22 protein-coding genes are annotated in these 22,205 nt (G+C 41.2%); 8 read left to right on the top strand and 14 right to left on the bottom strand.

Annotation, left to right across the window (positions count from 1 at the left end):
• Nucleotides 1-20: 20 nt before the first annotated feature.
• Nucleotides 21-1,676 carry a relaxase/mobilization nuclease domain-containing protein gene (locus QSH61_RS03555; protein WP_206471383.1) on the bottom strand — a complete coding sequence of 552 codons (1,656 nt, stop codon included), beginning with the start codon at nucleotides 1,674-1,676 and terminating at the stop codon, nucleotides 21-23.
• The gene (locus tag QSH61_RS03560; RefSeq protein WP_206471382.1) at nucleotides 1,673-2,161 is read right to left on the bottom strand and encodes a hypothetical protein; all 489 of its coding nucleotides are present in this window, start codon (nucleotides 2,159-2,161) and stop codon (nucleotides 1,673-1,675) included. The genes QSH61_RS03555 and QSH61_RS03560 overlap by 4 nt, the downstream gene beginning before the upstream one ends.
• 357 nt (nucleotides 2,162-2,518) lie before the next feature.
• Between QSH61_RS03560 and QSH61_RS03565 the strand changes: the two genes are divergently transcribed.
• From QSH61_RS03565 to QSH61_RS03575, 3 genes are all read left to right on the top strand, one after another.
• Complete coding sequence (locus QSH61_RS03565; RefSeq protein WP_206471381.1) at nucleotides 2,519-3,535, top strand: V-type ATP synthase subunit I domain-containing protein; 1,017 nt, start codon at nucleotides 2,519-2,521, stop codon at nucleotides 3,533-3,535.
• Between the two features lie 183 nt (nucleotides 3,536-3,718).
• Nucleotides 3,719-4,330, top strand: coding sequence for a hypothetical protein (locus QSH61_RS03570; protein ID WP_206471380.1), 612 nt, complete (start codon nucleotides 3,719-3,721; stop codon nucleotides 4,328-4,330).
• A gap of 101 nt (nucleotides 4,331-4,431) precedes the next feature.
• The gene (locus QSH61_RS03575; protein ID WP_206471379.1) at nucleotides 4,432-4,701 is read left to right on the top strand and encodes a hypothetical protein; all 270 of its coding nucleotides are present in this window, start codon (nucleotides 4,432-4,434) and stop codon (nucleotides 4,699-4,701) included.
• Between the two features lie 88 nt (nucleotides 4,702-4,789).
• Here the strand turns inward: QSH61_RS03575 and QSH61_RS03580 are convergent, their stop codons facing one another.
• Both QSH61_RS03580 and QSH61_RS03585 read right to left on the bottom strand, forming a co-directional pair.
• Nucleotides 4,790-5,092, bottom strand: coding sequence for a hypothetical protein (locus tag QSH61_RS03580; RefSeq protein WP_206471378.1), 303 nt, complete (start codon nucleotides 5,090-5,092; stop codon nucleotides 4,790-4,792).
• 75 nt (nucleotides 5,093-5,167) lie between these two features.
• A complete protein-coding gene (locus tag QSH61_RS03585; RefSeq protein ID WP_206471377.1) occupies nucleotides 5,168-6,550 on the bottom strand; it encodes a site-specific integrase in 1,383 nt (460 codons plus the stop codon).
• A 677-nt stretch (nucleotides 6,551-7,227) separates the two neighbouring features.
• On the opposite strand from QSH61_RS03585, the gene QSH61_RS03590 reads away from it, so the two are divergent.
• Together QSH61_RS03590 and QSH61_RS03595 are read left to right on the top strand one after the other, a co-directional pair.
• A complete protein-coding gene (locus QSH61_RS03590; RefSeq protein ID WP_174170330.1) occupies nucleotides 7,228-8,619 on the top strand; it encodes a diguanylate cyclase domain-containing protein in 1,392 nt (463 codons plus the stop codon).
• A 44-nt stretch (nucleotides 8,620-8,663) separates the two neighbouring features.
• Nucleotides 8,664-10,466, top strand: coding sequence for a sensor histidine kinase (locus QSH61_RS03595; RefSeq protein WP_174170329.1), 1,803 nt, complete (start codon nucleotides 8,664-8,666; stop codon nucleotides 10,464-10,466).
• Between the two features lie 150 nt (nucleotides 10,467-10,616).
• On the opposite strand, the gene QSH61_RS03600 is transcribed toward QSH61_RS03595, so the two are convergent.
• From QSH61_RS03600 to QSH61_RS03630, 7 genes are all read right to left on the bottom strand, one after another.
• Nucleotides 10,617-12,449: a DUF885 domain-containing protein gene (locus tag QSH61_RS03600; RefSeq protein WP_010607720.1), complete on the bottom strand. Its 1,833-nt coding sequence runs from the start codon at nucleotides 12,447-12,449 to the stop codon at nucleotides 10,617-10,619.
• A gap of 79 nt (nucleotides 12,450-12,528) precedes the next feature.
• Nucleotides 12,529-13,665: a radical SAM family heme chaperone HemW gene (gene hemW, locus QSH61_RS03605; RefSeq protein ID WP_206471376.1), complete on the bottom strand. Its 1,137-nt coding sequence runs from the start codon at nucleotides 13,663-13,665 to the stop codon at nucleotides 12,529-12,531.
• On the bottom strand, nucleotides 13,662-14,255 hold the full coding sequence (locus QSH61_RS03610) for an XTP/dITP diphosphatase (RefSeq protein WP_174170327.1): 594 nt from the start codon (nucleotides 14,253-14,255) through the stop codon (nucleotides 13,662-13,664). Before QSH61_RS03610 ends, hemW begins: the two co-directional genes overlap by 4 nt.
• 7 nt (nucleotides 14,256-14,262) lie before the next feature.
• On the bottom strand, nucleotides 14,263-14,697 hold the full coding sequence (locus QSH61_RS03615; protein ID WP_010607717.1) for a DUF4426 domain-containing protein: 435 nt from the start codon (nucleotides 14,695-14,697) through the stop codon (nucleotides 14,263-14,265).
• Between the two features lie 10 nt (nucleotides 14,698-14,707).
• Nucleotides 14,708-15,241: a YggT family protein gene (locus QSH61_RS03620; RefSeq protein ID WP_010607716.1), complete on the bottom strand. Its 534-nt coding sequence runs from the start codon at nucleotides 15,239-15,241 to the stop codon at nucleotides 14,708-14,710.
• Nucleotides 15,242-15,250: 9 nt separating this feature from the next.
• Nucleotides 15,251-16,072 carry a pyrroline-5-carboxylate reductase gene (proC, locus tag QSH61_RS03625; protein WP_174170326.1) on the bottom strand — a complete coding sequence of 274 codons (822 nt, stop codon included), beginning with the start codon at nucleotides 16,070-16,072 and terminating at the stop codon, nucleotides 15,251-15,253.
• A gap of 13 nt (nucleotides 16,073-16,085) precedes the next feature.
• Nucleotides 16,086-16,769, bottom strand: a complete 684-nt coding sequence (locus tag QSH61_RS03630; protein ID WP_010607714.1) for a YggS family pyridoxal phosphate-dependent enzyme — start codon at nucleotides 16,767-16,769, stop codon at nucleotides 16,086-16,088.
• A gap of 30 nt (nucleotides 16,770-16,799) precedes the next feature.
• On the opposite strand from QSH61_RS03630, the gene QSH61_RS03635 reads away from it, so the two are divergent.
• Genes QSH61_RS03635 through QSH61_RS03645 form a run of 3 tightly spaced genes read left to right on the top strand, consistent with a single transcriptional unit; the run spans nucleotide 16,800 to nucleotide 19,847 of the window.
• A complete protein-coding gene (locus QSH61_RS03635) occupies nucleotides 16,800-17,846 on the top strand; it encodes a type IV pilus twitching motility protein PilT (protein ID WP_010379026.1) in 1,047 nt (348 codons plus the stop codon).
• A 14-nt stretch (nucleotides 17,847-17,860) separates the two neighbouring features.
• Nucleotides 17,861-18,982, top strand: a complete 1,122-nt coding sequence (locus tag QSH61_RS03640) for a PilT/PilU family type 4a pilus ATPase (RefSeq protein WP_206471375.1) — start codon at nucleotides 17,861-17,863, stop codon at nucleotides 18,980-18,982.
• The gene (locus QSH61_RS03645) at nucleotides 18,960-19,847 is read left to right on the top strand and encodes a hypothetical protein (RefSeq protein ID WP_206471374.1); all 888 of its coding nucleotides are present in this window, start codon (nucleotides 18,960-18,962) and stop codon (nucleotides 19,845-19,847) included. Before QSH61_RS03640 ends, QSH61_RS03645 begins: the two co-directional genes overlap by 23 nt.
• 318 nt (nucleotides 19,848-20,165) lie before the next feature.
• Here QSH61_RS03645 and ruvX read toward each other — a convergent pair whose 3' ends face one another.
• Genes ruvX through gshB form a run of 3 tightly spaced genes read right to left on the bottom strand, consistent with a single transcriptional unit; the run spans nucleotide 20,166 to nucleotide 22,194 of the window.
• On the bottom strand, nucleotides 20,166-20,615 hold the full coding sequence (gene ruvX, locus QSH61_RS03650; protein WP_017217006.1) for a Holliday junction resolvase RuvX: 450 nt from the start codon (nucleotides 20,613-20,615) through the stop codon (nucleotides 20,166-20,168).
• Nucleotides 20,616-20,657: 42 nt separating this feature from the next.
• Nucleotides 20,658-21,215 carry a YqgE/AlgH family protein gene (locus QSH61_RS03655; protein WP_010607710.1) on the bottom strand — a complete coding sequence of 186 codons (558 nt, stop codon included), beginning with the start codon at nucleotides 21,213-21,215 and terminating at the stop codon, nucleotides 20,658-20,660.
• Nucleotides 21,216-21,234: 19 nt separating this feature from the next.
• Nucleotides 21,235-22,194: a glutathione synthase gene (gshB, locus tag QSH61_RS03660; protein ID WP_010379037.1), complete on the bottom strand. Its 960-nt coding sequence runs from the start codon at nucleotides 22,192-22,194 to the stop codon at nucleotides 21,235-21,237.
• Nucleotides 22,195-22,205: the final 11 nt, after the last annotated feature.

Here is a 22,205-nt window from a genome sequence, read left to right on the forward strand (position 1 = left end):
TTTTGCGCAGTTTATTTAAATTAGACTGTAGAACGCATAAACATGCCATTTTCGTGGCTATAGAATTTGTTTTTACCTGTGTTTTTGGGTCTTTCACAAAATATTGGGTTGTCGTAATCGTTAAGCTTTACGTAATACTCTCGTTTGTGCTCAATGTCTTTTCTAATTCTTAATGTCTTGTTTTTAAGAAGCATAGTAGCCATCTCACGCCTATTCAGTATTAATAGCGGTGATTGGTCTAATCTAGTATTTAAGCTGCCCATGTTGTATCCACGCTTTGGCAGCATGTGCTTTTTAGCTTTCTTCGGTGAATACATAAATGTGATTAATGACATAACCATTTTCTGTATTTTGGCTAGCGATCTCTGATGTGCTTTATCGTTCTCTCGTTGAAGCCTGTCTGCTTCCATCTCATCAAGCTTTTTCAAGTAGTCGCCATAGCTTTTAAAGAATTTCGGATCTATCCCGATTCCTCCGATGATTGTGTTTTTGTTGCTTGAGTTAACAGCACCTTTAATCACATCCAACAGGAATGTCTCTTTGTGCTCAAAAGTAGCTTCAATGTCTTCTTGTGAAAGAAGAGAGACAACATAGTAGTCATGCGCAAACTTCTTCATCACTTGCCTAATTTGCTGCTCTTCTTGAGATAGCGCACAGATGTTTGTGACTCTGTTTTTATCCTTGTACAGATCTTCTGCTGACATGTTAATGAATCGTTCAGCTTCGATTGCCATTGCTTCAAATTGTGCGAATCGTTCAGTCTCAAGTTCGTTTAATTGTTTAACTTGATTAAGGTCACGGTGTGGAATGAACTCCAGTCCTCGTTGAAATACATCCTTAGTTTTGTAACCTAGTCCGAGTGAACCAGCTTTGATTTTGATGTTGTTATAGCTGAAGCTCATACCTTGGATTTCAGTCTCATTAGATTTCAGATTAGCGAATGTTCCGAATCCTTTTTCCCACATTTTACGCTGAAAATCTGGTACTGAAATCGTTGGATTTGCCTCCATAATTTCATCAATAGCTATGCGTATAACATTGCGAATTTGATTCTTTTCTAGCTTTTTATTCTTTATTTGTATCTTGTCAGTAAATGGATTTACAGTGTGATTAAGGCCAAATTTTTCTTCGATTTTATTTCTAGCTAAAGCAGAAAGACGATATTTATTTGATTGGTTTATCGAGTTGTGCGGAGGCTCATTACTGATATTACATAATGCAATATGTGCATGTTCTTGATCAGTATCTTGATGCATTGCAGACATCCATGTGCAGTTGCCATATCCCATTTCATCGATATACATTTTCACAGCTTCGTGCCATTGATCGACAGTTAAAGTTTCGCCCGGTTGAAGAGCAAGAACGATATGTTCAAGCGGAAAATTTGTTCGTTCATTGCGAGATTCACTTTCATTAAATGCAGCTATGATTTCTTCCAAGTCTGTTTCATTAGCATCTAGCTTTACTACTTTATCTTTTAATAATTTAAACTGCGGATTAACGACACAGATGTTTTCAGAGCAACCAATGAAATGAACTTTTTCTTTGTCGCCTGTGTGTTCGTGATCTTTTTCTGTTTGAGCACAATCTTTAGTCGCACCCATGATGTAGTAAATTAAATTTGGAGCTTGGCCCCGGTTGGAGCCAGCAGGTTTTTGGATGAATTTTGCGATCATTGTTTTGACTCCATATTGGATTTTATGGAGACAAGTTTTTCTAACTCTCTTTTATTAAATGTTTCAAGAGCCATTTTAGCCAATGCATTTTTTCCACCTTCACCTTTTGAAAAATCTTGAAGCTCTTTACATCTATGAGCAACTTTTACTATCGTGCTCATCATGCTTTTGGCTTGATTTATTTGCTCAGATTGAGTTGATGTAATCGTTAATTGATGAAGTACTTTTAACGACTGATTGAGATTATTTACTGCACCTCTTAAATCCTTCGCTAACTCTTGATTAACAGAAGGAACAATGACACATGGAGAATGATCAGCTTTGCTGATGGATGATAAAAGCTCTTCTCTGATGTAACGAGCGATTGCTTTGTTTGAGTAGTTTTTTGCTATAGCTGCATCGAAGATTGTCTTATGTTCTTCTTCAGTAAAACTGACAGTACAGCGCTTATTTCTTTGACTATTTTTATTATTATCAGTAGTCATAACTATTACCTTTTAGTTATGACAAGTGCGTAGTTTTCCGATTTAGTTTGCTTGCTTCATTTCTCTTGTCGTTATTGTTGTTATATCTAAGTTTGAATGCGGGAGCGTTCAAACCTAACGAAATGCGGGAGCGTTGAGTTCAAGGGTCAATAGTAGCTATTCAAACGAAGTGCAGAATAGATGCTATTTACATACCTTGCTTAAACAAATCCCAAAAGAAATTTTATTTCTAGTATCAAATTACATTAACACATAATAATTAAACAGTGCAATTTAATAATTTAATTTATTGATTAGTAAATCCGGGTGGATATATAATCAATTTATTAATATATCTAAATATTTGAGGTTTGTCAGATGGCATCAAAGGGACGCACACCGCTTTCAGCTTTAGAAAAAGCTAAGAGAAAAGCAGCTAGAGACTATAGACGTATTGCAGAAAAAAGAAGCCTGACATATGACGATATCTACGGAAAAAGAGCTGGCAATAAGAATATGGGCAGGAAGCCTGTTTCAAAGGAAGAGCAAATTAGAAGAGCTAAAAAACAGTTCTTAAAGTCTTTATCTGAACACCGAGCTGAAGCTCGAAAAGAATCTATCGACCTCCCGGATATTAAGTCTCTTTTGCGTGAATATAGAACCTACCGAGCAAACGATTCTGCGGGTAGGAAGAGCGCTGATAGGTATTTAATTCTTAAAAAGCACCTCAAAAAAGAAAATGAGAAACTTCTACAAGCACAGAGGGAATTGGAGTCAGATGATATTCCTTGCCCACTTGAAACATATAGTGGTCGTGGACGAAAACCTATGTCCAAGCGAGAAAAAGTTAAATATTTATCTGACAAAGTAACAGAAGTGGTTCTTGAAATGGAAGAGGTTTACAAGAAAGTACCAGAATCTCAAAAAATCTATTACGAACTTCGAGATGCTCGCTTAGAGCTTAGAGAACTTAGAGAAAATTTAAAAAATCAAAAACTAGCGCCTTTTGATGACGTTTTGGCTGCAAGAGAAGAACTGGAACAGAAAGTTAGTGAACTAGAAACTGCATATAATGAGCAATTAAAATTAGAGAAAAAAGAATCTAAGTCAAAACCTTTACAAAGCTCGACAAGCGCATTGTCACCCACGACAACACCTTTGCCAAGCGTGGCAACCACATTGTCAAACTCGGAAAATGAAGTAACCGAAGAACTATTTCAGAACCGCTCACCGCACCAAGTTATCGATAATATGAAGCAAGATTTAGCTGAAGTTGAAGAAGAAATTAAGCGTCTGGAATTGTTAGAAGAAGTACTTAGAAAAAAAGAAGAGTTTATAAAAAAGAGGAAGCTGATAAAGCAAGGAATTGAGAATATTCAGAACAAGATCATCTAATACAATTTAGATACACGACAAAAATATAATAAAGAACATAGTAATAAATGCATTATCAATTATTTTGATAATGTATGAAAAAAATATTTACTTTAGCGTTTAATTATTGGATAATGAAAATATCAGAAAAGGTTAGTTAATAACTTAGGTGGGGTCGATAAATTAAAATACTAAGGTTAAAAAATGAAATTTTTAGAGTTGCTAGAAGAAGTGGATATTAAGCTTTCAGATTGTTCAGATAAGGCTATTTCAATCATCAAGGAAATGATTATAGAGTTGGAAAACTATGAACATGACTTGGAGATAAAACTCATTGAGTCTGAAAGTGGAAAAGTATTCTTTTTTAATGGCTCTGAATATTACATTACTATCTCTTTTCAAAATACAGTGACTCTATATAAACCATCTCCATATGACTACGACTATGGTCTTGATAATGACGATTATTATATAGATGTTCAATCTGTATCAAAAGAGCTTGATTCTAGCCAATTAGAAGCCTTTGGTATTAAAAGCTCAATTATAGATATTGACGCAATAGAATGCTCTGATTTTGCAGGCTGTTTAGTAAGAAGATTACTTAAAAGAATATTCGGCAAAATCGTTACACAAGCTGATATCAAGCAAGGTTGGCACGAAGGAATATTTGAGTTTGAAGGTACGACATTTGGGGTATGGATACACAACAAGTTACTGACTGTAGCAGTGTCTGCCAGCGACAATGATGAACTGGATGACAGAAGAGAACATCTAAAGCTAACACCAGACCAAATGATACACTTTTACACTAGCTAAATTGATGTCTGCGAGGATAGTCGACACGGTAAAAACATAGAAATAATAATAACCGAAGGAATGGGTAAGTAACTTTAACTAGATTAAGGATGGTTATTATTATGTCTGTAAAACTAAAGAACGTAGCTTTCAAAGCCACGGACAGCTCGGCCCAGATTTTTGATATCAACACACTCGAACAGCTAGTAGAGTGCATGAACAATCAACACAATATAGAAATGCTTCACGGCACGCTATATTTTGACAACAAACAACAGCTCTTCTTTGATGACAAGAACTCATTGTTCGGAGCCATGTTTGCACTAGATGCGACCGACTCTTTGGAAGTGAAAGGAATAATCAGAAACGGTCTTCTACAGCAAGTTTCTTAGTTTTAGCTGCGCACATCATTACTCCGCTGTCTGCAAATAGTTGATGTGATGTGCGCTTTGCTAACAAATAAAATTGTGCTCAAAAAACTCAGCCGTTGCTTCCGAGGCTTTCAATTAAATCATCATAATCATTGCAAGCAGTGTAGCTAATTGATAGCTCATTATGCTTGTATTTAATGTCATTGATGATCATAAAATCTTTTTGTCTATTAACTTCTTCATCTAGTCTGCGAATAAAAAATTCATTCACATAGTCACTGTAGTTGTCGAATACAGCGATACTTTTGAAGTCATGAGTGGGCTGTTGCCGCTGATACTGTTCGTTGAATGCATCTAATAGAGAAAGAAATCTGCGCTTATTTTTTTGCTCATTGAGCTTAATGATACTCAAACTTTTTTCTCCTATTTATCGTTGTTAAAAAGTAGCAGTGACACTGGTTAATGCTTTAACTTTTTTTGATAGGTTTTATTTTTGCGCTGGATTTATTTGTTCAATTTCTTCTGGACTCAATACTTTAAATGCAATCTCTTCTTGTCTCACTTTCTTATAGTGATTATCTATTGTAGCGATACTTGTGCCGCACTGAGTTGCGATAATGGCTGCATCAAGACCTTGCTCCATACACATGTTGATATGCTCATGTCGGCAGTTATAGAGCGTGTAATAATTTTTAATCTTAGAGCCAAGATATTCTACATATTGTTTAAATGTCGATGCCATTTCTAAGTCAGCATCTGTATTGCTCTGAAATACTAGATCTGAACCTTTCTCTTCAATTATTTCATCAATGCCTTTCTTAATACCATTCATAACGTAGTAAAGGCGCTCTAGCGTCAATATGGTCTCGTTTTTAATGATAATGGTACGACTGGTTTGAATTATCTTCTTATTACGCTTAACACGTTTTGAGCGCTTCCCATTTGTTATTTCTAATAAGTAATAAAACTTAATTTCGCCATTCTCATCTTTCTTTTTTTGTTTCTGAATATTTTCCCATCTGATATTCATCGCTTCTTCACCGGGTCGCACGCCCGTCAGAATTAAGAAGTTCACATATAGTGGAAGAATGGTTCGCTTGTGCTTTGTAATGTAGTTTGGTCTACCACTCTCTAGGAAATTGATGAAATTAGACATGATCACTTCTCGATCATCTAATGAGAATGGCTTGCCTTCTTCTGTTGAAATGTAATCAAAAGTTGGAAGATCTGGCTTTTTATCAATGTATTTATTAATAAGAGCAAACTCAAAGATTTCTTTTAATGCCGTTTTACGCTTAGTAGCTGAAGACTTTGGCATATCTTTGAAGTTATCAAGTTCTTTCAATTGAATTAGATCAGCGTAAGTAAACGACTTAATATCAAGATCTCTCCAGTCATCTATGGTTTGATAGTACATCTTTATAATAGAAGCGTATCTAGCAGAACCAGACTTTTTATTACCTTCTTTTTTATCCTTCTCGGCTTGTTTTTCTAATGCATTTGCTGTTTGAACACAGACCTTTCTCCAAGTAATAACGTCTTTCGGATGAAAGGTTCCTGCCTTTACTTGTTCAGTAATTATGAACCTGATTGACTTAGCCTCTGCTGATGCTTCTGCAATAGTCTTCTTTCTCGTGCTCTGTTTTACATATCCTTTGAGACCATCAACTTTAAGGCGGCACCAAAAGTAAGGTGAAGAGCTGTTTTTATAGAGAGCAATATTTTCATCAACGGTAATTGTTGGAGGAGCGAGATCAAACTCAGTAGCCTCTGAGCCTTCAAATTGTTCTCGATAACGCAGCACAGCATCATAAGCAATATTGACTTCTATATCGTCTTCAAGCCTTGCCAAAAAGAGCTGCTTTTCCATCTTGTTCATATTAAAAATCACTGATAATATTCATAACAATTAATATTCAAATTGTATATTGTGTGTATATTTACAGCAACTAATAATATAAGTTTTTGTTTTTATTTGTTATTTATTTGCATTGAGCGGATTCAAAATCCGTTGCCTTCGGGCGTGGCGGTTCAAGTCCGCCCACTGGTACCACTTTTTATAACCCTTGCTTTTTAGCAAGGGTTTTTTTATGCCTCGAATTGTAGGTCGAGATTTATCTCGACTAAATTGGCTTTATCTCAATGGATTGGTTTATCTCAATGGATTGGTTTATCTCTACAGACCGTTCTTGCGAAACTGGACTTGGACGCCATGCGGGTGGCGCTAATACAGGTTAAGAGCCCGCCCACTGGTACCACTTTTTATAACCCTAACCAATTGGTTGGTTTTTTTTATGCCTCGAATTGTACGTCGAGATTTATCTCGACGAACGAATTGGTCTTATCTCGACAAATAAATTTAAGCGCCACATCACCGGTGCTATTCGCCGCTACAAATCAAGCTGTCTCCACGATTCAACCCATTCTTCTAAACAGACAGTTACTTCCCCACAAAACTGGCGGTTTTCGGTAAATTGCCTATGCTTTTGTAATTAAATTGGTTTATTGTAGATTTAAGCTGCTAAATTTTATTAGGCAAGAGAGGCGATGAAGGTAACTGTAGAAAAGCAAACCATAGTGCTGTTATCGTTGTTTACCATCGTGTTCTGGAGTTTGACTTTCTACGCGGTAAAGCTTATTTCTCACTCTATTGTGGTTCAGGAAGTAAGCGAAAGAACCGAAACGGTAAGGTCTAACATTTCACTTGTCCGCGCTAAAATTGAAAACGCCATATTTATGGACACCTATCTGGCTGAGAGTTTAGCGACCTTTGTTACAATTGATCCTGACTTTGCAATTGAGCATTGGTCTCATGTGGTTGCTAAAGCCGTTGAAAAGTCGACGCTGATTCGCCATGTCGGTCTCGCACCAAATAATATCATTAGTCATGTCTATCCAGTTGAAGGGAACCGAGCGGCTATCGGTTTCGATTTTCGCACTAACCCTGAACAATTTCGCACTGTTGAAATTGCAAGAACCTCTCAAAAGGTATTTATCGCCGGTCCATTACAGCTAGTGCAAGGCGGTGAAGCGTTGATAGCGAGGTTTCCTGTGTTTTCGGATTATCCGAGGAATGAAAACTACTGGGGCGCGATTAGTGTGGTTCTAGATTATCAGAAGCTGCTTGAATACAGTGGCATTAACGAATTGGACAGTGCCACTTTAGCGATTCGAGGTCGAGATGGACGCGGTGAACAGGGGGATGCCTTTTATGGCTCTGCTACCTTGTTTGAAACTCCAGATTTAGTCATCCCAATCAACTTACCATCTGGTGAGTGGCAGCTTGTGGCTGATTATCAAATAGACGAGAGCACTTATGCAAAAGCAAGGCAACAAGCTCAGATTTTGGTTACTGCTGTTGCCTCAATATTGTTTCTCTCGTTATTAGTGCTCTATCGATCGTATCACTTAGCACATACCGCCTCGTTGCAAGATGATTTAACTAAGTTGCCCAACCGTCGCTATGCGATTAGACAACTCAATACGTTACTTGGTCGTTCAGAGCAACCGTCATTTGTGCTGCTTAACCTCGATCTAAATAATTTTAAACAAGTAAACGATAAGTTTGGTCATGAAGTGGGAGATAAGCTGTTACTCCATGTCTCGTCAATTTTGATGAACTCAGTGCGTGTGTATGATTTTATCGCGCGATTGGGGGGGGACGAGTTTGTTATTATTTTGCACAGAGTGTCAGAGGACGCTTTGGTTAACTCAATTATAAAAAATATTAAGGAGCAGGTTGAAAAGCAACCGCTACAAGTTGATAGACACACTATTCAAACGACGGTGAGCGTTGGTTATGCTTTTCCTTCAGCAAATCAAGATAGTGTTTCGGAACTCATGGCTCGCGCTGATCACAACATGTATTACGATAAAAACCTGTCGCAACGACAACAAAAAGAAAGTGAGGTTTTGGAAACAAATCAGGAAACCCAATAGAACTATACTAAGCTTACAGAGTATCAATTAAGTGAGAATGTGCCGTGCAGCTAAAGCAGTCAGTTCTATTTTTCAAAATTGCCGCGTTGACTTCTGCGATTGTGATCATTTTTGTCAGCTGGTTTTTGTATTACGAAGTGAGTCGTAGTGCCCGCCTTACCGCACAACTTACTCAGCTGCAAACCGCTCTACAACGAACCATGGATCAAGAAGAGCATATTCTTATTCGAGCACAAAAAGATGATGTTTCTGCCATCCCGCAATTAAAGTACAGCTATCAGGATAGCTTTAGTAGCTTGCTTAATTCTATGGCCAATGAAGAGGCCTTGCTGCCTTTGCTATTACAACTCGATGAACTGTCAAAAGCCTACTTTAGTAAACTAGACGAACTTATCCGTTTGCATGAGCAACTCGGCTATGACGAAAATGCAGGTATTTATGGTGAGTTCAGACGTAGCGCCCATGCTTTGCAGGAGCGAATTTCTGGTAAGGCTATGCCTCAGTTGGAAATTGCCATATTGGAATTAAGGCGTCGAGAAAAAGACTTTTTGTTAAGAGCTGACTTAAGTTATTTACAGCAGCATGAACAACTTGTCATGCATGCTGAGCAACTAATCAAAGACAGTGCGCTTAGTGAAGAGATAAGCAACTTGCTTAAACGTTATGAAGCGGGTTTTGCAAGCTATGTTGCTATTTTGCGAAAGCTAGGTTTGCACGATGGTGAAGGCGTACGTGCGGAGCTATTCACCGAGAAGCAAAAATTAAGAAGCCAGTTTGAACTGGTATCAATCCGTACCCAAGCCGTTACGCAAGAACGTAAAGAAAGTATCATTTTATATGGCCTCATTTTAATTGTACTGATGAATATTGCTGTGCTTATCTTACTGAATTATCAAAATAGCAAAGTCACACGGCATATACTGGCTATTAATAAAGTACTCGTAAAAGTTGCTAAGCTTGAAGACTTTAGCTTAAGGGTGAATATTGACGGTAACGATGAGATTGCACAAATTGCTCATCAACTCGATGACCTATTAGCATTTATTGAAACCTTGCTTGCGCGCCTGAGCGCAGCGCAGCAACGCTTAATCGAAGAAGCCAAAATGGCGAGCTTAGGAAATATGGTGAGTGGCTTTGCTCATGAGCTTAATACACCGCTTGGTGTTGCTATTACCAGCCAATCGCATTTAAAAGAGCAAGTCGCGACACTAAAATCGCAACTTGAACTTGGTAAGTTACAGCGGCAAACCTTGACGACACTAATTACTGAGGCAGAAGCCGCGCTATATTTATTAGAGAATAACCTCCACCGCACAGCCTCACTGGTAGATGATTTTAAGCTAGTGGCAGTGAATCGAGAGTTTGAAGAAAAGAGCGCGTTCAACCTTAAGCATTTAGTTAAAAATGTCTTTGATTGCTACCAATCAGAATTAAACCAAGAAGACTATGCCATTGAACTCGAAATCCCCGAAAACTTAACTTTAATAAGCTACCCGTCGGTGTTTAGCCAAGTTGTTGGGTATAGTATTAACAACTGCATCAAGCACGCCAAGATTGACGGGCAAAAGCTCAATATTGTGGTATCTACCGTGTTAATTAATGACTATATCCATTTTTATTTTAAAGATGATGGTGCCGGTATAGATAAAGAGTTATTGCCCGCTATATTTGAGCCTTTCGTTACTTCAAAGCGTTTTTCGGGGGGGACAGGACTTGGCTTGAGTATTGTATATAACTTAGTAACACAGAAGTTGAAGGGCGAAATCAAAATGCAAAGCCCAGCGCATGGCGGTGCCTGCTTGCATATTATTTTAACCGGAACAGAGTTTAATTTTATAGAAGAGTAATCTCAGCATGGAATAACAACTCGCGCTCTAGCGGCCGTTATTTCTTATACCGATTTGCTTATCTGAATACAGCTTATGTAAGGTAAATAAAGTAAAAAAGCCAGCATGACTGATCGTGCTGGCTTTTATTCGGTTCATTGGCAGTAGGAGTTAGCCTTTTTTGCTCGCGACCCACTCATCAACAAATGATTCAAGCACGTTTAGTGGAACTGGGCCATTTTTCAGTACGATGTCGTGGAACTCACGAATATCAAACTTATCGCCTAGTTCTTTCTTAGCGGCTTCACGAAGTTCTAGGATCTTCAACATCCCCACTTTGTACGCAGTGGCTTGTGAAGGCATAACAATATGGCGCTCTACCATCTTCACTGCGTCTGACTTAGCATTTGGTGTGTTGTTTACGTAGTAATCAATACCTTCTTGACGTGTCCACTTCATTGCGTGGATCCCAGTATCTACCACTAAGCGGCATGCACGCCATAATTCCATCGCTAAGCGACCAAAGTCTGAATAGGGGTCTTCGTATAAACCCATTTCTTTTGGTACAAGTTCAGAATATAAGCCCCAGCCTTCGATGTATGCAGTGTAGCCACCAAACTTACGGAATTTAGGCATATCTTCTAGCTCTTGAGCAATCGCGATCTGCATGTGGTGACCTGGAATACCTTCGTGATAAGCCAAGGCTTCCATTTGGTAAGTTGGCATCGCTTCCATGTCGTAAAGGTTTGCATAGTAAACACCAGGACGTGAGCCGTCAGGCGCGGGTTGCTGGTAGAAAGCTTTACCTGCAGATTTTTCGCGGAATGCCTCTACGCGTTTTACTATCATGTCCGCTTTTGGCTTAACGATAAACAGCTCATCCAAGCGTGACTTCATATTATCGATCATCGCTTTGGCTTCGGCTAAATATTGTGCCTTACCAGCTTCTGTATTGGGAAGGTAAAACTGTTTGTCGGTTTTCATGAACTCCATAAAGGCTTTTAAATCGCCTTTGAAGCCCACTTTCTCTTTGATTGCTCGCATTTCGTCATGAATACGCGCCACTTCAGATAAACCGATTTCGTGAATTTCTTCAGCGCTTAACGATGTGGTTGTCGTACGTGCTAGGGCGTTATTATAAAATTTTTCGCCGTTAGGGAATTTCCACGCACCGTCACGTTTGTCTGCTTTTTTCTCAAGTTTATGTAGGTAACCAATCAACTTGTTATAAGCAGGCTTTACTGCTGTTGTTAGCGCATCTGTTGCTTCTTTTACCAGCGCTGATTTCTCGTCTTCACTGACTTCAAGTGTTGCTACTTTGCGTTTGAAGTCAGCCAGTAACGTTGAGTCGTCACCCGCAGCAAATGGCGCACCTTTGATGATATTTTCACTTGATTCAATGACGTGAGGGAAAACGAATTTTGGTGCAATAATACCTTTATCTGCACGCGCTTTTAAGTCAACGATGAGCTGATCAAATACAGCCGGTACACCGTTTAAGCGTGAAATATACGCTTTGGCATCTTTGACATCGGTAATTTGGTGCTGGTTGATTAAAAATGCAGGCACCATTGAGTGTGTACCATACATCTGATTTACCGGATATGAGTGATAACGCCATTTAAAATCTGCAATGGTGTTTTCAAGACCTTGCTTGAATAAGTCGTAGCTCACTTGCGTATTGGCATCTAGCTTATTTCGATCAATTGCATTAAGCGCAGTTAAGTCTTGTTTCGTCAGTTCAAGATCTTCAAGTTGGCGCGCTTCGCTGCCGTCATCCCACTTGTCGTAGTCTTGTTTGATACCCATATAAGTTTGGTAAACTGGGCTACGCATTACGCCACGGGTAAACGACGCTTCAAAAAGTGCGTTTGCCTTTTCTACTTCACTTTTTACGACTTGTTGTTCAGCTTTTGGAGCAGGTGCTGGAGAGTGTGTGGTTTGTTGACAGCCAGCAAAAAGCGCGACGCTTACCGCTGCTGCTAAAATGGTTAATTTACGCATTTTATACCCTTTTATTATATGTTGCCGAATGGCGGTTTTCATGCGGGTTGCAGTGAATATCACCCGCATAATTTCTATATTAAACAAATAACTCTAGCAGATCGTTGAGGTATCGGTGGCCTTTATTTGTAACTAGCCATGAATCGTTGGTTTCCTCAATCAAACCCTTATCTACGGCCTCAGCAATTTGCGTTGCAATAGCGCTAAGTTCAAGACCAGTGTAGTCAATAAACTGTTGTTTTGATGCGGCAGTTTTTAAACGGAACACATTCATAAAAAACTCAAATGGTCTGTCATCGCTTGCAACATGCCACTGCTCATACAAATAGGGTTTACTCAGATCCATATAGCCACGAGGGTGTTTTACCTTTACGGTTCTTAAGATCTGTTGCTGCTCAGGCAAAGTGATTTTGCCATGCGCACCACAGCCGATCCCAAGATAATCGCCAAATTGCCAATAATTCAAGTTATGTCGACATTGAAATCCCGCTTTGGCATAGCCTGAGATCTCATATTGCTGGTAGCCGTGCTCCGCAAGTAATGCCTGACCTTGTTCTTGGATGTCCCACAGTGTTTCATCCTCAGGTAAAACCGGAGGCTTAGAGGCAAACTGCGTATTTGGCTCAATGGTTAATTGATACCAAGAAAGGTGTGGCGGTGCCATTGCAATGGCTTTTTCTAAATCACTTAAGGCGTCGCTAACCGATTGATTAGGAAGACCATGCATCAAATCAAGATTAAAGCTATTTAACCCTGCTTGATGTGCTTCTTGAGCGGCATTTAGCGCTTCTTGCTCGCCATGAATACGACCAAGTTGAGTAAGCTTTTCCTGTTGTAAGCTTTGTACACCTATCGAAATACGATTGATGCCAGCCGCGACATAATGCTTAAAACGATCTGTCTCAACTGTACCTGGATTTGCTTCTAAAGTGACTTCAATGTCATCCTCAAAACCAATTAGCGCCTCAATTTCACTGAGTAAATAGCGGTACGCTTCACCTGAAAGCAGACTAGGGGTGCCACCGCCAATAAAAATACTACTGAGTTTACGGCCCTGAACATAGTGAAGATCGGCTTTGATATCGTTGAGCAAATGTTGAATATATTCCGTTTCAGGGATATCGCCCTTTTTACCATGGCTGTTGAAATCACAGTAAGGACACTTTTGCACGCACCAAGGTACGTGCACATAAAGACTTAATGGAGGTAGTTTCACGCGAGGCCTTGAAAGTGACTGACGAGTTGTTTAAGTGCCTGTCCTCTATGGCTGATTGCGTTTTTTTCTTCCTTGGTTAGCTCTGCTGATGTGCAGTCTAAACCTTGTACCTTAAAGATTGGGTCGTAACCAAACCCTTCTCGGCCTTGTTGCGTTGTGGTGATTTCACCTTCCCAACTTGCCTGACAAATAATCGGCGTTGGGTCGTCAGCGTGGCGCATATAAACTAGAACACACCAAAAACGGGCGCTGCGCTCAGTTTGTTCACCAAGCGCTGCGAGTAAGTGATCAATATTTTTTTGGTCGTCGGCGTTTGCGCCAGCATAACGCGCTGAATATACTCCAGGTGCGCCGTTTAACGCGTCTACCTCAAGGCCTGAGTCATCGGCAATGGCAGGCAAGCCAGAAACCTTAGCTGCATGACGTGCCTTGATAATGGCGTTTTCCACAAAGGTCGTGCCGGTTTCTGCAACCTCTGGCACCTTGAAATCACTTTGCGGTAATACCTCAATGTCATACTGATTTAGCATCGCGCTAAGCTCTTTGACTTTACCTTGGTTACCCGTGGCAAGTACCACTTTATTTGACATATTTTCTCTACTCTACATAAAACTTTTGTGAGAACGTGAGTTTGCGGCTTTGCTTACCTTCACTGATCTCAATGTCGAAACGAAAAATATCTTCATCGTCGTAATCTAATTGGGCAAGATAGTATATTGCCTCACCTTCTACGACTTCTTTAAACTCTAGCTGTACGGTTTTACCAAGTAAGTTTTTGGCGCTACCTGCAACGCGTGCCTTAACTGCTGGTTTTCCTGGCTTGTCGGCCAAGACCGAGATATTCACAATCGCTTTGTTACCACTACGAATTAAGCCATACGCTTTTGCAATTGTGGGCTGAACAAAGGTAGACGGGAAGGCGATATAATGCACTTCCCAAGGACCTAAGTCTTTAAATTGGCCGCCTTGTTCATCTTGAGCGAATACGCCCGGTGCAAGCAGCATCATTAACACAATAATAAATGGTTTCATTGGGATGCTCCTATCTCAGTAAATCCATCATTAGAATCTGCAAAAATTGCATGCCGATAATTAGGACTAAAATAGATAAGTCCAGTCCGCCTAGCGGTGGGATCACTTTACGAATAGGTCTTAGCATCGGCTCTGTTAATTGCTCGAACACGGCGGCGACTGGATTGTAGCCTTGCGCTACCCAACTTAAAATGGCACGAATAATAAGGATCCAGAACACCAGACTAAATGCTTCTTTTACTACCGTAATAGCGCCACCAATCAGCGCGCCTAAAGCGTCAAAGTAACCACCGAATAACGCCATCAGCGTCGCCATTTTGGCAAAACCAATCATGAATGCCAGCACCAAAGAGGCAAGATCTAAACCGCCCACACCCGGAATGATTTTTCTCAGCGGGTTCACGGCAAAAGAGGTTGCTTTAACAACCGCTTGGCTTAGCGGGTTATAAAAGTCCGCTTTGACAAGCTGCAACCAGAATCGTAGTAATACGACCATTAAAAATAGATCAAATACGATCCCGACTAAAAATTGCATGGCATTCATTGGTCACCTTTAGATTTCTTTTTCCATTGCTTCAGCGCGCGCGATACATGCATCCATCGCGTCCGCTACGGTTTTTGGTAATTGCTGTGCTTTTAAATACTCAACGGCTGCGTGGGTTGTGCCACCTTTAGAGGTGACGTTAGCGCGTAGCTGAGCAATGCTAATTTCAGGTTGCGATAATGCCATTTCAGCCGCGCCTAGCGCAGTTTGCTGCACAAGCTTTCTGGCTTCCTCAGGACTAAAACCTAGGGCTTTAGCCTTTTCTTCAATGGCTTCCATAAATAAGAAGAAATACGCTGGAGACGAACCTGTTACCGCAATAACGTCGTTGATTTTCGACTCTTCATCAAGCCACAGGGCAATACCTGTGGATGAAAATACTTGCTCAACATAGTCTTTTTCTTCATCGCTGATGTCGACGCCATACAAGCCAGACACACCGCGTCCAAGCAACGATGGCGTGTTAGGCATACAGCGCACCATTTTTACCGGTTGGCCGAGCATTTCTCTCAGTCGTGCAACGGTAATTCCGGCGGCGACAGAGATAAACAGTTTATTGCTAATATCAATATCTGCATCTTGAAAGGTCTGACACAGCTCGGCCATCATCTGTGGTTTTACAGACAAGACAATGACGTCAGCCGCGGCGACTGCTTCTAGATTATCTTGTGTTGTTTTTACCGATAATTGCTCTGCGACTTTGGCAAGTTTCTCTGCATTGCGGTTGGTGGCAATAATAGACTGCGCGTCAAAGCCACTTTTGATCATGCCACCGATAATGGCATAGCTCATATTTCCCGTTCCAATAAATGCAATTGTCTTGTTTGACATTGTGTTATTCACCTCACTGTCGTTTGCCAAAAATATCAGTACCAATGCGAACCATAGTGGAACCTGCTGCAATCGCAGTGTCTAAATCGCCACTCATTCCCATCGATAAGGTATCTAGCTGTTGATATTGGTCCTTTAGTCTATCAAAGCAAGCGCGCATTTGCTGGAAATATTGTAATTGCTTTTGTTTATCATCGGTTTGCTCAGTGATAGTCATCAAGCCACGAAGCTCCAATTGACGACAGTCATTAATAAATTGCGCGAGCGTATCAACCTCATTGGGATGACAACCTGATTTGTTGTCATCACCGCTAATATTGACCTGCAATAGCACCTTGAGTGGCTTCAAGTTTGTTGGTCTTTGCTCATTTAGCCTGCGTGCGATTTTCTCTCTATCCACGCTTTGTACCCAATGAAAGTTTTCGGCGACTAATCTTGATTTATTGGACTGGATTGGACCAATAAAGTGCCATTCAAGCGCTTTGTTTTGTTTAAAATAGGCAACTTTATCAACCGCTTCTTGTACGTAAGATTCACCGAATTGGGTTTGACCTGCCGCAATTGCAGCCTCAATATCGGCGATAGGTTTGGTTTTAGAAACCGCGAGTAATTGTACTGTTTCGCTGAATTGACAGTTTTGTTTGGCTTTTTCTATCCTGCCGTAGGCGTTATCTAAGCGTTCTGCTATTGTAACCATATAGTACTAGTGCTCATTGTGGAGTTATAAATGGATATTACAGAATTATTGGCTTTTAGTGTTCAACACAAAGCATCTGACCTACACCTTTCTTCGGGTGTTTCCCCTATGATACGTGTTGACGGGGACGTACGTCGGGTGAATATCCCGCCGTTAGAAGCAAAAGACGTCAGCAGCCTCATCTACGATATTATGAATGATAATCAACGTCGTGACTATGAGCAAAACCTTGAGGTAGATTTCTCGTTCGAAGTGCCAAATCTGGCGCGTTTTCGTGTTAACGCCTTTAATTCAAATCGTGGTCCTGCTGCGGTGTTCCGTACCATTCCAAATCAAGTGCTGAGCTTAGATGATTTGGGGGCACCAGACATTTTTACCAAAATTTCCGACAACCCACGTGGCTTAGTATTGGTAACCGGCCCGACAGGTTCTGGTAAATCAACCACCCTGGCTGCGATGGTGGATTATATTAATAACAACAAACATCACCATATTCTAACCATCGAAGACCCGATAGAATTTGTTCACGACAACAAGCAAAGCCTTATTAACCAACGTGAAGTACATAGAGACACACACAGCTTTAACGCGGCGCTGAGAAGTGCACTCCGTGAAGACCCTGACGTTATTTTAGTTGGTGAATTACGTGATCTTGAGACCATTCGTTTAGCGCTAACTGCCGCGGAAACAGGCCACTTAGTATTTGGTACTTTGCATACTACCTCAGCACCAAAAACCATCGACCGTATTGTGGATGTGTTCCCAGGTGAAGAAAAAGACATGGTGCGATCTATGCTGTCAGAGTCGCTACAAGCGGTGATTTCACAAACGTTGGTGAAAAAAGTTGGCGGCGGGCGAATCGCAGCGCATGAAATCATGCTCGGGATCCCTGCTATTCGTAACCTTATTCGTGAAGACAAGATTGCACAGATGTATTCGGCAATTCAAACTGGTGCAATGCACGGTATGCAGACCATGGATCAATGCCTTACAAATTTATTAAACCGTGGTTTGATCACACAGCAAGATGCGCGTGCAAAAGCGCATGACAAAAATCAGTTTAATAGCGGCTATTAAGTAGTGGTGTAGCGATGAATATAGAACCGTTTTTGCAAACGATGGCCAATCAGCAAGCATCCGACTTATTCGTTTCGGCAGGGCTTGCGGTGAGCGCCAAAATCGATGGCGAACTTAGAGCCTTAAGTGAAGAAAGACTGGATGCCGCGCAGTCACTGAATCTTGTTACCTCGATTATGAGCGACAAGCAAAAGCAAGAATTCTTTAACACTAAAGAGTGCAACTTTGCGATTGCTAACGATATCGGGCGTTTTCGTGTTTCAGCATTTTGGCAACGGGATTGTGCGGGCATGGTTATCCGCCGTATCGTTACTGCTATTCCTGATGTCAATGAGCTAGGTTTGCCGTCGGTACTGACCGATGTAATCATGTCCAAACGTGGCTTGGTGTTATTTGTAGGTGGTACGGGCACGGGTAAGTCAACTTCGCTTGCAGCACTGCTCGGTTATCGTAATCGTAACCAACGTGGCCATATTTTGACCATTGAAGATCCCATCGAATTTGTGCATCAACACCAAAAAAGCATCATTACTCAGCGTGAGGTGGGCATTGATACTGACAGTTTTGAATCTGCCTTAAAAAGTTCATTACGTCAAGCGCCAGATGTTATTTTAATTGGTGAAATTCGCTCGCAAGAAACCATGGAGTATGCACTGAGCTTTGCTGAAACGGGGCATTTATGCGTTGCAACCTTGCACGCCAATAATGCTAACCAAGCCATCGACCGTATCATGCACTTAGTCCCCAAAGAAAAGCACGATAAACTGAAGTACGATTTGGCGCTGAACTTGCGCGCTATTGTGGCGCAACAACTAGTGCCTTCTTCAAAAGGCGAAGGTCGAGAGGCGGCCATTGAAGTGTTACTGAACTCCCCACTCGTTGCCGAGCTTATTAAAAAAGGCGATATTGGCTCGATTAAAGAGGTAATGGCAAAATCGAAAGACATGGGCATGCAAACCTTTGATCAAGCGTTGTTTGAGCTTTATAAGCAGCAGCGGATCAACTATGCCGACGCACTACATCATGCTGACTCGCCAAACGATCTGCGCTTGATGATCAAGCTGCAAAATAATGAACAAAAAGGTGCGGGCTTCCTACAAGGGGTTACGGTAGATGGGTTGGATTCGAAGAACTAAACGCAGCTACCTATTTTTCACTTTCGTGCTGAGCTTTGCTGGTGTACTTAATGCCAGCGAAGCACTTAATGTTTTTATTAGAGATGATGTCCTCGCAGATTATCAACGTTTTGTTGGTGAGCGCGACGTCACAAAAATTACCGATTTTAGTGGCCAGTATTTACGCCGTGATGTTGTCGATATGGTGATAGCACAGCAAGCCTTGCAAAAAGGTGGCTTCGACAAAGCATTTATTTTTACGCCAGGTTTTGTCAGTTTTCGTGAATCCAATTTGCTTGAAAAAGGGGAACAACTACTTCACTTTGATAGTTATTGGAAAGCAGACCTTGAAAATAAAGGTCGGCTGCTTTTCATCAGTGAGCCCGTTATTCAAAAAGGTCAGTATTTTGCTGGTATTTATCACGGGATAGATAATCAAAAAGTAAAGCAGCTAAAAGCGGAGCAAGGGCTCACTCAGTTAACTTCGGTATCGAACCCTAAGTGGCAGACTGATTGGCAAACCTTGGAGTCACTTCCGCTTAAACAGCTTCATGCTGAACCCGATTGGATGTCACAAGCGCGTATGGTGAGCAAAGGTTGGGTCGACTTTATGTTGATGCCGCTTATGCCGAAGCTAGATAATCGTTTTGTTTTGGAAGATGTTGAGCTCATTGCTAATGAACATCTAGTCGTGCTGTTAAACGACAGCAGGCACTTTGCGGTGTCTCGGCTTCATCCAGAAGGTGAACGAGCGTTTGCTGCATTACAAAAAGGTCTTGCAATACTACGTGAGCAAGGCCGGATCACTAGCGCGTATCAGCAAGCAGGGTTAATACCTGATTTGAAGAAGTACCAAGTCGTAAACCCCGTACAGGAGCTTCGCTAGTCATTTATACGCCTACTCGCGGCTAGAGTTGCTTTGCTAGCTGTACAAAAACGGCGATTTCACCATAGTGTTTAGAGGAATAAGAGTTGCCTTACTGGTGGTGATTGAAAGCGTTGAGAGTTCGTTAAATATGATGGGCTTTTACAGACAGTTAGCCGTACCTTTAATATCAGTACTGAATTTTTGATATTAAAGGTTGCGGTGCTAGATTGATATTTTTAGTGTGTTATCGCTACACCGACTATATCGTTTATAAATATTAATCTACTTGGTGGAAAATAAAGCCATAAAGCTCAACAAGCCCAAGAGTTAAACTAGCTATTCCCACATTGCTTCAAAGTAGCTTTCAAGAATGATACAAGCAGACATGCCATCTACCTTACCTTTTGCAAGGTTCTTATAGCCTCCTTGTTCAAATAAGCGTGCTCTGGCGTCTGCTGTCGTCAAGCGCTCATCTTGTGTTTCTACCGGCAACCGAAAGTGGTTATGCAAGCGGTTAGCAAACTTTTTTGCTCTGAATGTTAAATCTTGATTGGTACCATCCATATTCAGTGGTAAGCCAACCACCAATAAATCAGGTTGCCATTCGTTAATGAATACAGCGATGTCATCCCAATTCGGAATGCCGTCGTTTGCCTTTACAGCACCTAGGCTTGATGCGGTTGCGGTGATTTCTTGGCCGATAGCCAAGCCGATACTTTTAGTGCCAAAGTCAAACCCGATGACGCTACGTTTACCTTTAGGCACTTTCTCTTTTTTGTTTTCCATGAATACTTCGTTTATTAACCTAAGCTCAAAATGACAGGCTAGTTACGCATGACCCGCTTGCGAGCTTAATTGTGCAACGTCGAAACCAAGCATTTGCACTGCTTTTTCCCAACGCTTTTCGGGTGGCGTATTAAATATGATTTCGGGGTCAGCCTCGACGACTAACCAAGTGTTTTCTTTCAGTTCTTTCTCTAGCTGACCACTTACCCATCCGGCGTAGCCCAAGGTGATGATAAATCCTTCGGGAGAGTGTGATGACGTTAAAGAGGCTAAAACATCTTTTGATGTGGTGATCATAATTTCGGAACTAAGCTCTTGGCTTGAGGCGTAACCAAACTTTGGCGTATGTAATACAAAGCCTCTGTCGGTATGAACAGGCCCACCTGCGTAGATATTTACCTTAGCCGCTTGGCTAGATTTGTCGTTATCGATATCAATTTGATCAAGCAATTCGCCCACGGTGATATCGATAGGGTGGTTTACCACCAACCCCATCGCGCCATCTTCGCTGTGTTCACAAAGATAGGTTACCGTATGATTGAAAAAAGGGTCGTCCATGCTGGGCATTGCCACTAAAAAGTGATTAGCGAGTGATTTCATAACCAGACCCCCTTAATGGTTAGTTTTTAGTATGGTCGAGTTTTCGCTCGATCGCATCATAAAACTTATCCATAATTGAAATGTCATACGCCGCTTCAATTTCTTTTACGCAAGTTGGTGCGGTGACGTTGATTTCGGTGAGCTTATCGCCAATGATATCTAGGCCAACGAATATTAGGCCCTTTGCCTTTAACGTTGGGGCAATGGCTTCGGCAATTTTACGGTCCGATTCGCTAATAGGTCTTGCTTCACCACGGCCGCCTGCTGCGAGATTACCACGAGTTTCACCGCCTTGTGGAATGCGAGCCAAGCAGTACGGCATCACTTCACCATCTACCACTAACACGCGCTTATCACCGTCTTTAATGGCTGGAATATAGTTTTGCGCCATCGCATAGCGAGAACCATGCTCGGTAAGTGTTTCGCAGATCACGCCAATATTTGCATCATCTTGTTTCACTCTAAAAATAGACGCGCCGCCCATCCCATCTAAAGGCTTGAGAATGATATCGCCATGTTTAGCTAAAAACTCGCGAATTTGTGATTGATTACGCGTAACCAAAGTATCTGGAGTATGCTCACTAAACCACGCCGTAAAGAGCTTTTCATTGGCGTCGCGCAGACTTTGTGGTTTATTTACCACAAGCGAACCCGCAAGTTCAGCGCGCTCAAGAATATAAGTGGCGTAAATATATTCAGTGTCAAAAGGCGGATCTTTACGCATTAAAATAACGTCAAGGTCGCCCAAATCGATTTCTTGTTTCTCAGCTAGTTCATACCAATGGGAAGTATCGTCAAATACCTGCGCTTTTGCCGCGGTCGCTTTGGCAACGCCTTGGTACAAGAAAAGGTCATTCATTTCCATGTAATACAATTCATAGCCGCGCTGCTGTGCCGCCAGCATCATGGCAAACCCGGTGTCTTTTTTAATGTTAAAGCCACTGATTGGATCGGAAATGATCCCTAATTTAATCGTCATAGACGCTCCCA

Source organism: Pseudoalteromonas sp. JC3 (assembly GCF_030291895.1).
Classification (GTDB): domain Bacteria; phylum Pseudomonadota; class Gammaproteobacteria; order Enterobacterales; family Alteromonadaceae; genus Pseudoalteromonas.

Bases quoted from the DNA above. Each gene is read 5' to 3' on its own strand.
- QSH61_RS03555 (WP_206471383.1), bottom strand. From the start codon at position 1,676: ATGATCGCAAAATTCATCCAAAAACCTGCTGGCTCCAACCGGGGCCAA.
- QSH61_RS03560 (WP_206471382.1), bottom strand. From the start codon at position 2,161: ATGACTACTGATAATAATAAAAATAGTCAAAGAAATAAGCGCTGTACT.
- QSH61_RS03565 (WP_206471381.1), top strand. From the start codon at position 2,519: ATGGCATCAAAGGGACGCACACCGCTTTCAGCTTTAGAAAAAGCTAAG.
- QSH61_RS03570 (WP_206471380.1), top strand. From the start codon at position 3,719: ATGAAATTTTTAGAGTTGCTAGAAGAAGTGGATATTAAGCTTTCAGAT.
- QSH61_RS03575 (WP_206471379.1), top strand. From the start codon at position 4,432: ATGTCTGTAAAACTAAAGAACGTAGCTTTCAAAGCCACGGACAGCTCG.
- QSH61_RS03585 (WP_206471377.1), bottom strand. From the start codon at position 6,550: ATGGAAAAGCAGCTCTTTTTGGCAAGGCTTGAAGACGATATAGAAGTC.
- QSH61_RS03590 (WP_174170330.1), top strand. From the start codon at position 7,228: ATGAAGGTAACTGTAGAAAAGCAAACCATAGTGCTGTTATCGTTGTTT.
- QSH61_RS03600 (WP_010607720.1), bottom strand. From the start codon at position 12,449: ATGCGTAAATTAACCATTTTAGCAGCAGCGGTAAGCGTCGCGCTTTTT.
- QSH61_RS03610 (WP_174170327.1), bottom strand. From the start codon at position 14,255: ATGTCAAATAAAGTGGTACTTGCCACGGGTAACCAAGGTAAAGTCAAA.
- QSH61_RS03615 (WP_010607717.1), bottom strand. From the start codon at position 14,697: ATGAAACCATTTATTATTGTGTTAATGATGCTGCTTGCACCGGGCGTA.
- QSH61_RS03620 (WP_010607716.1), bottom strand. From the start codon at position 15,241: ATGAATGCCATGCAATTTTTAGTCGGGATCGTATTTGATCTATTTTTA.
- proC (WP_174170326.1), bottom strand. From the start codon at position 16,072: ATGTCAAACAAGACAATTGCATTTATTGGAACGGGAAATATGAGCTAT.
- QSH61_RS03630 (WP_010607714.1), bottom strand. From the start codon at position 16,769: ATGGTTACAATAGCAGAACGCTTAGATAACGCCTACGGCAGGATAGAA.
- QSH61_RS03635 (WP_010379026.1), top strand. From the start codon at position 16,800: ATGGATATTACAGAATTATTGGCTTTTAGTGTTCAACACAAAGCATCT.
- QSH61_RS03640 (WP_206471375.1), top strand. From the start codon at position 17,861: ATGAATATAGAACCGTTTTTGCAAACGATGGCCAATCAGCAAGCATCC.
- QSH61_RS03645 (WP_206471374.1), top strand. From the start codon at position 18,960: ATGGGTTGGATTCGAAGAACTAAACGCAGCTACCTATTTTTCACTTTC.
- ruvX (WP_017217006.1), bottom strand. From the start codon at position 20,615: ATGGAAAACAAAAAAGAGAAAGTGCCTAAAGGTAAACGTAGCGTCATC.
- QSH61_RS03655 (WP_010607710.1), bottom strand. From the start codon at position 21,215: ATGAAATCACTCGCTAATCACTTTTTAGTGGCAATGCCCAGCATGGAC.
- gshB (WP_010379037.1), bottom strand. From the start codon at position 22,194: ATGACGATTAAATTAGGGATCATTTCCGATCCAATCAGTGGCTTTAAC.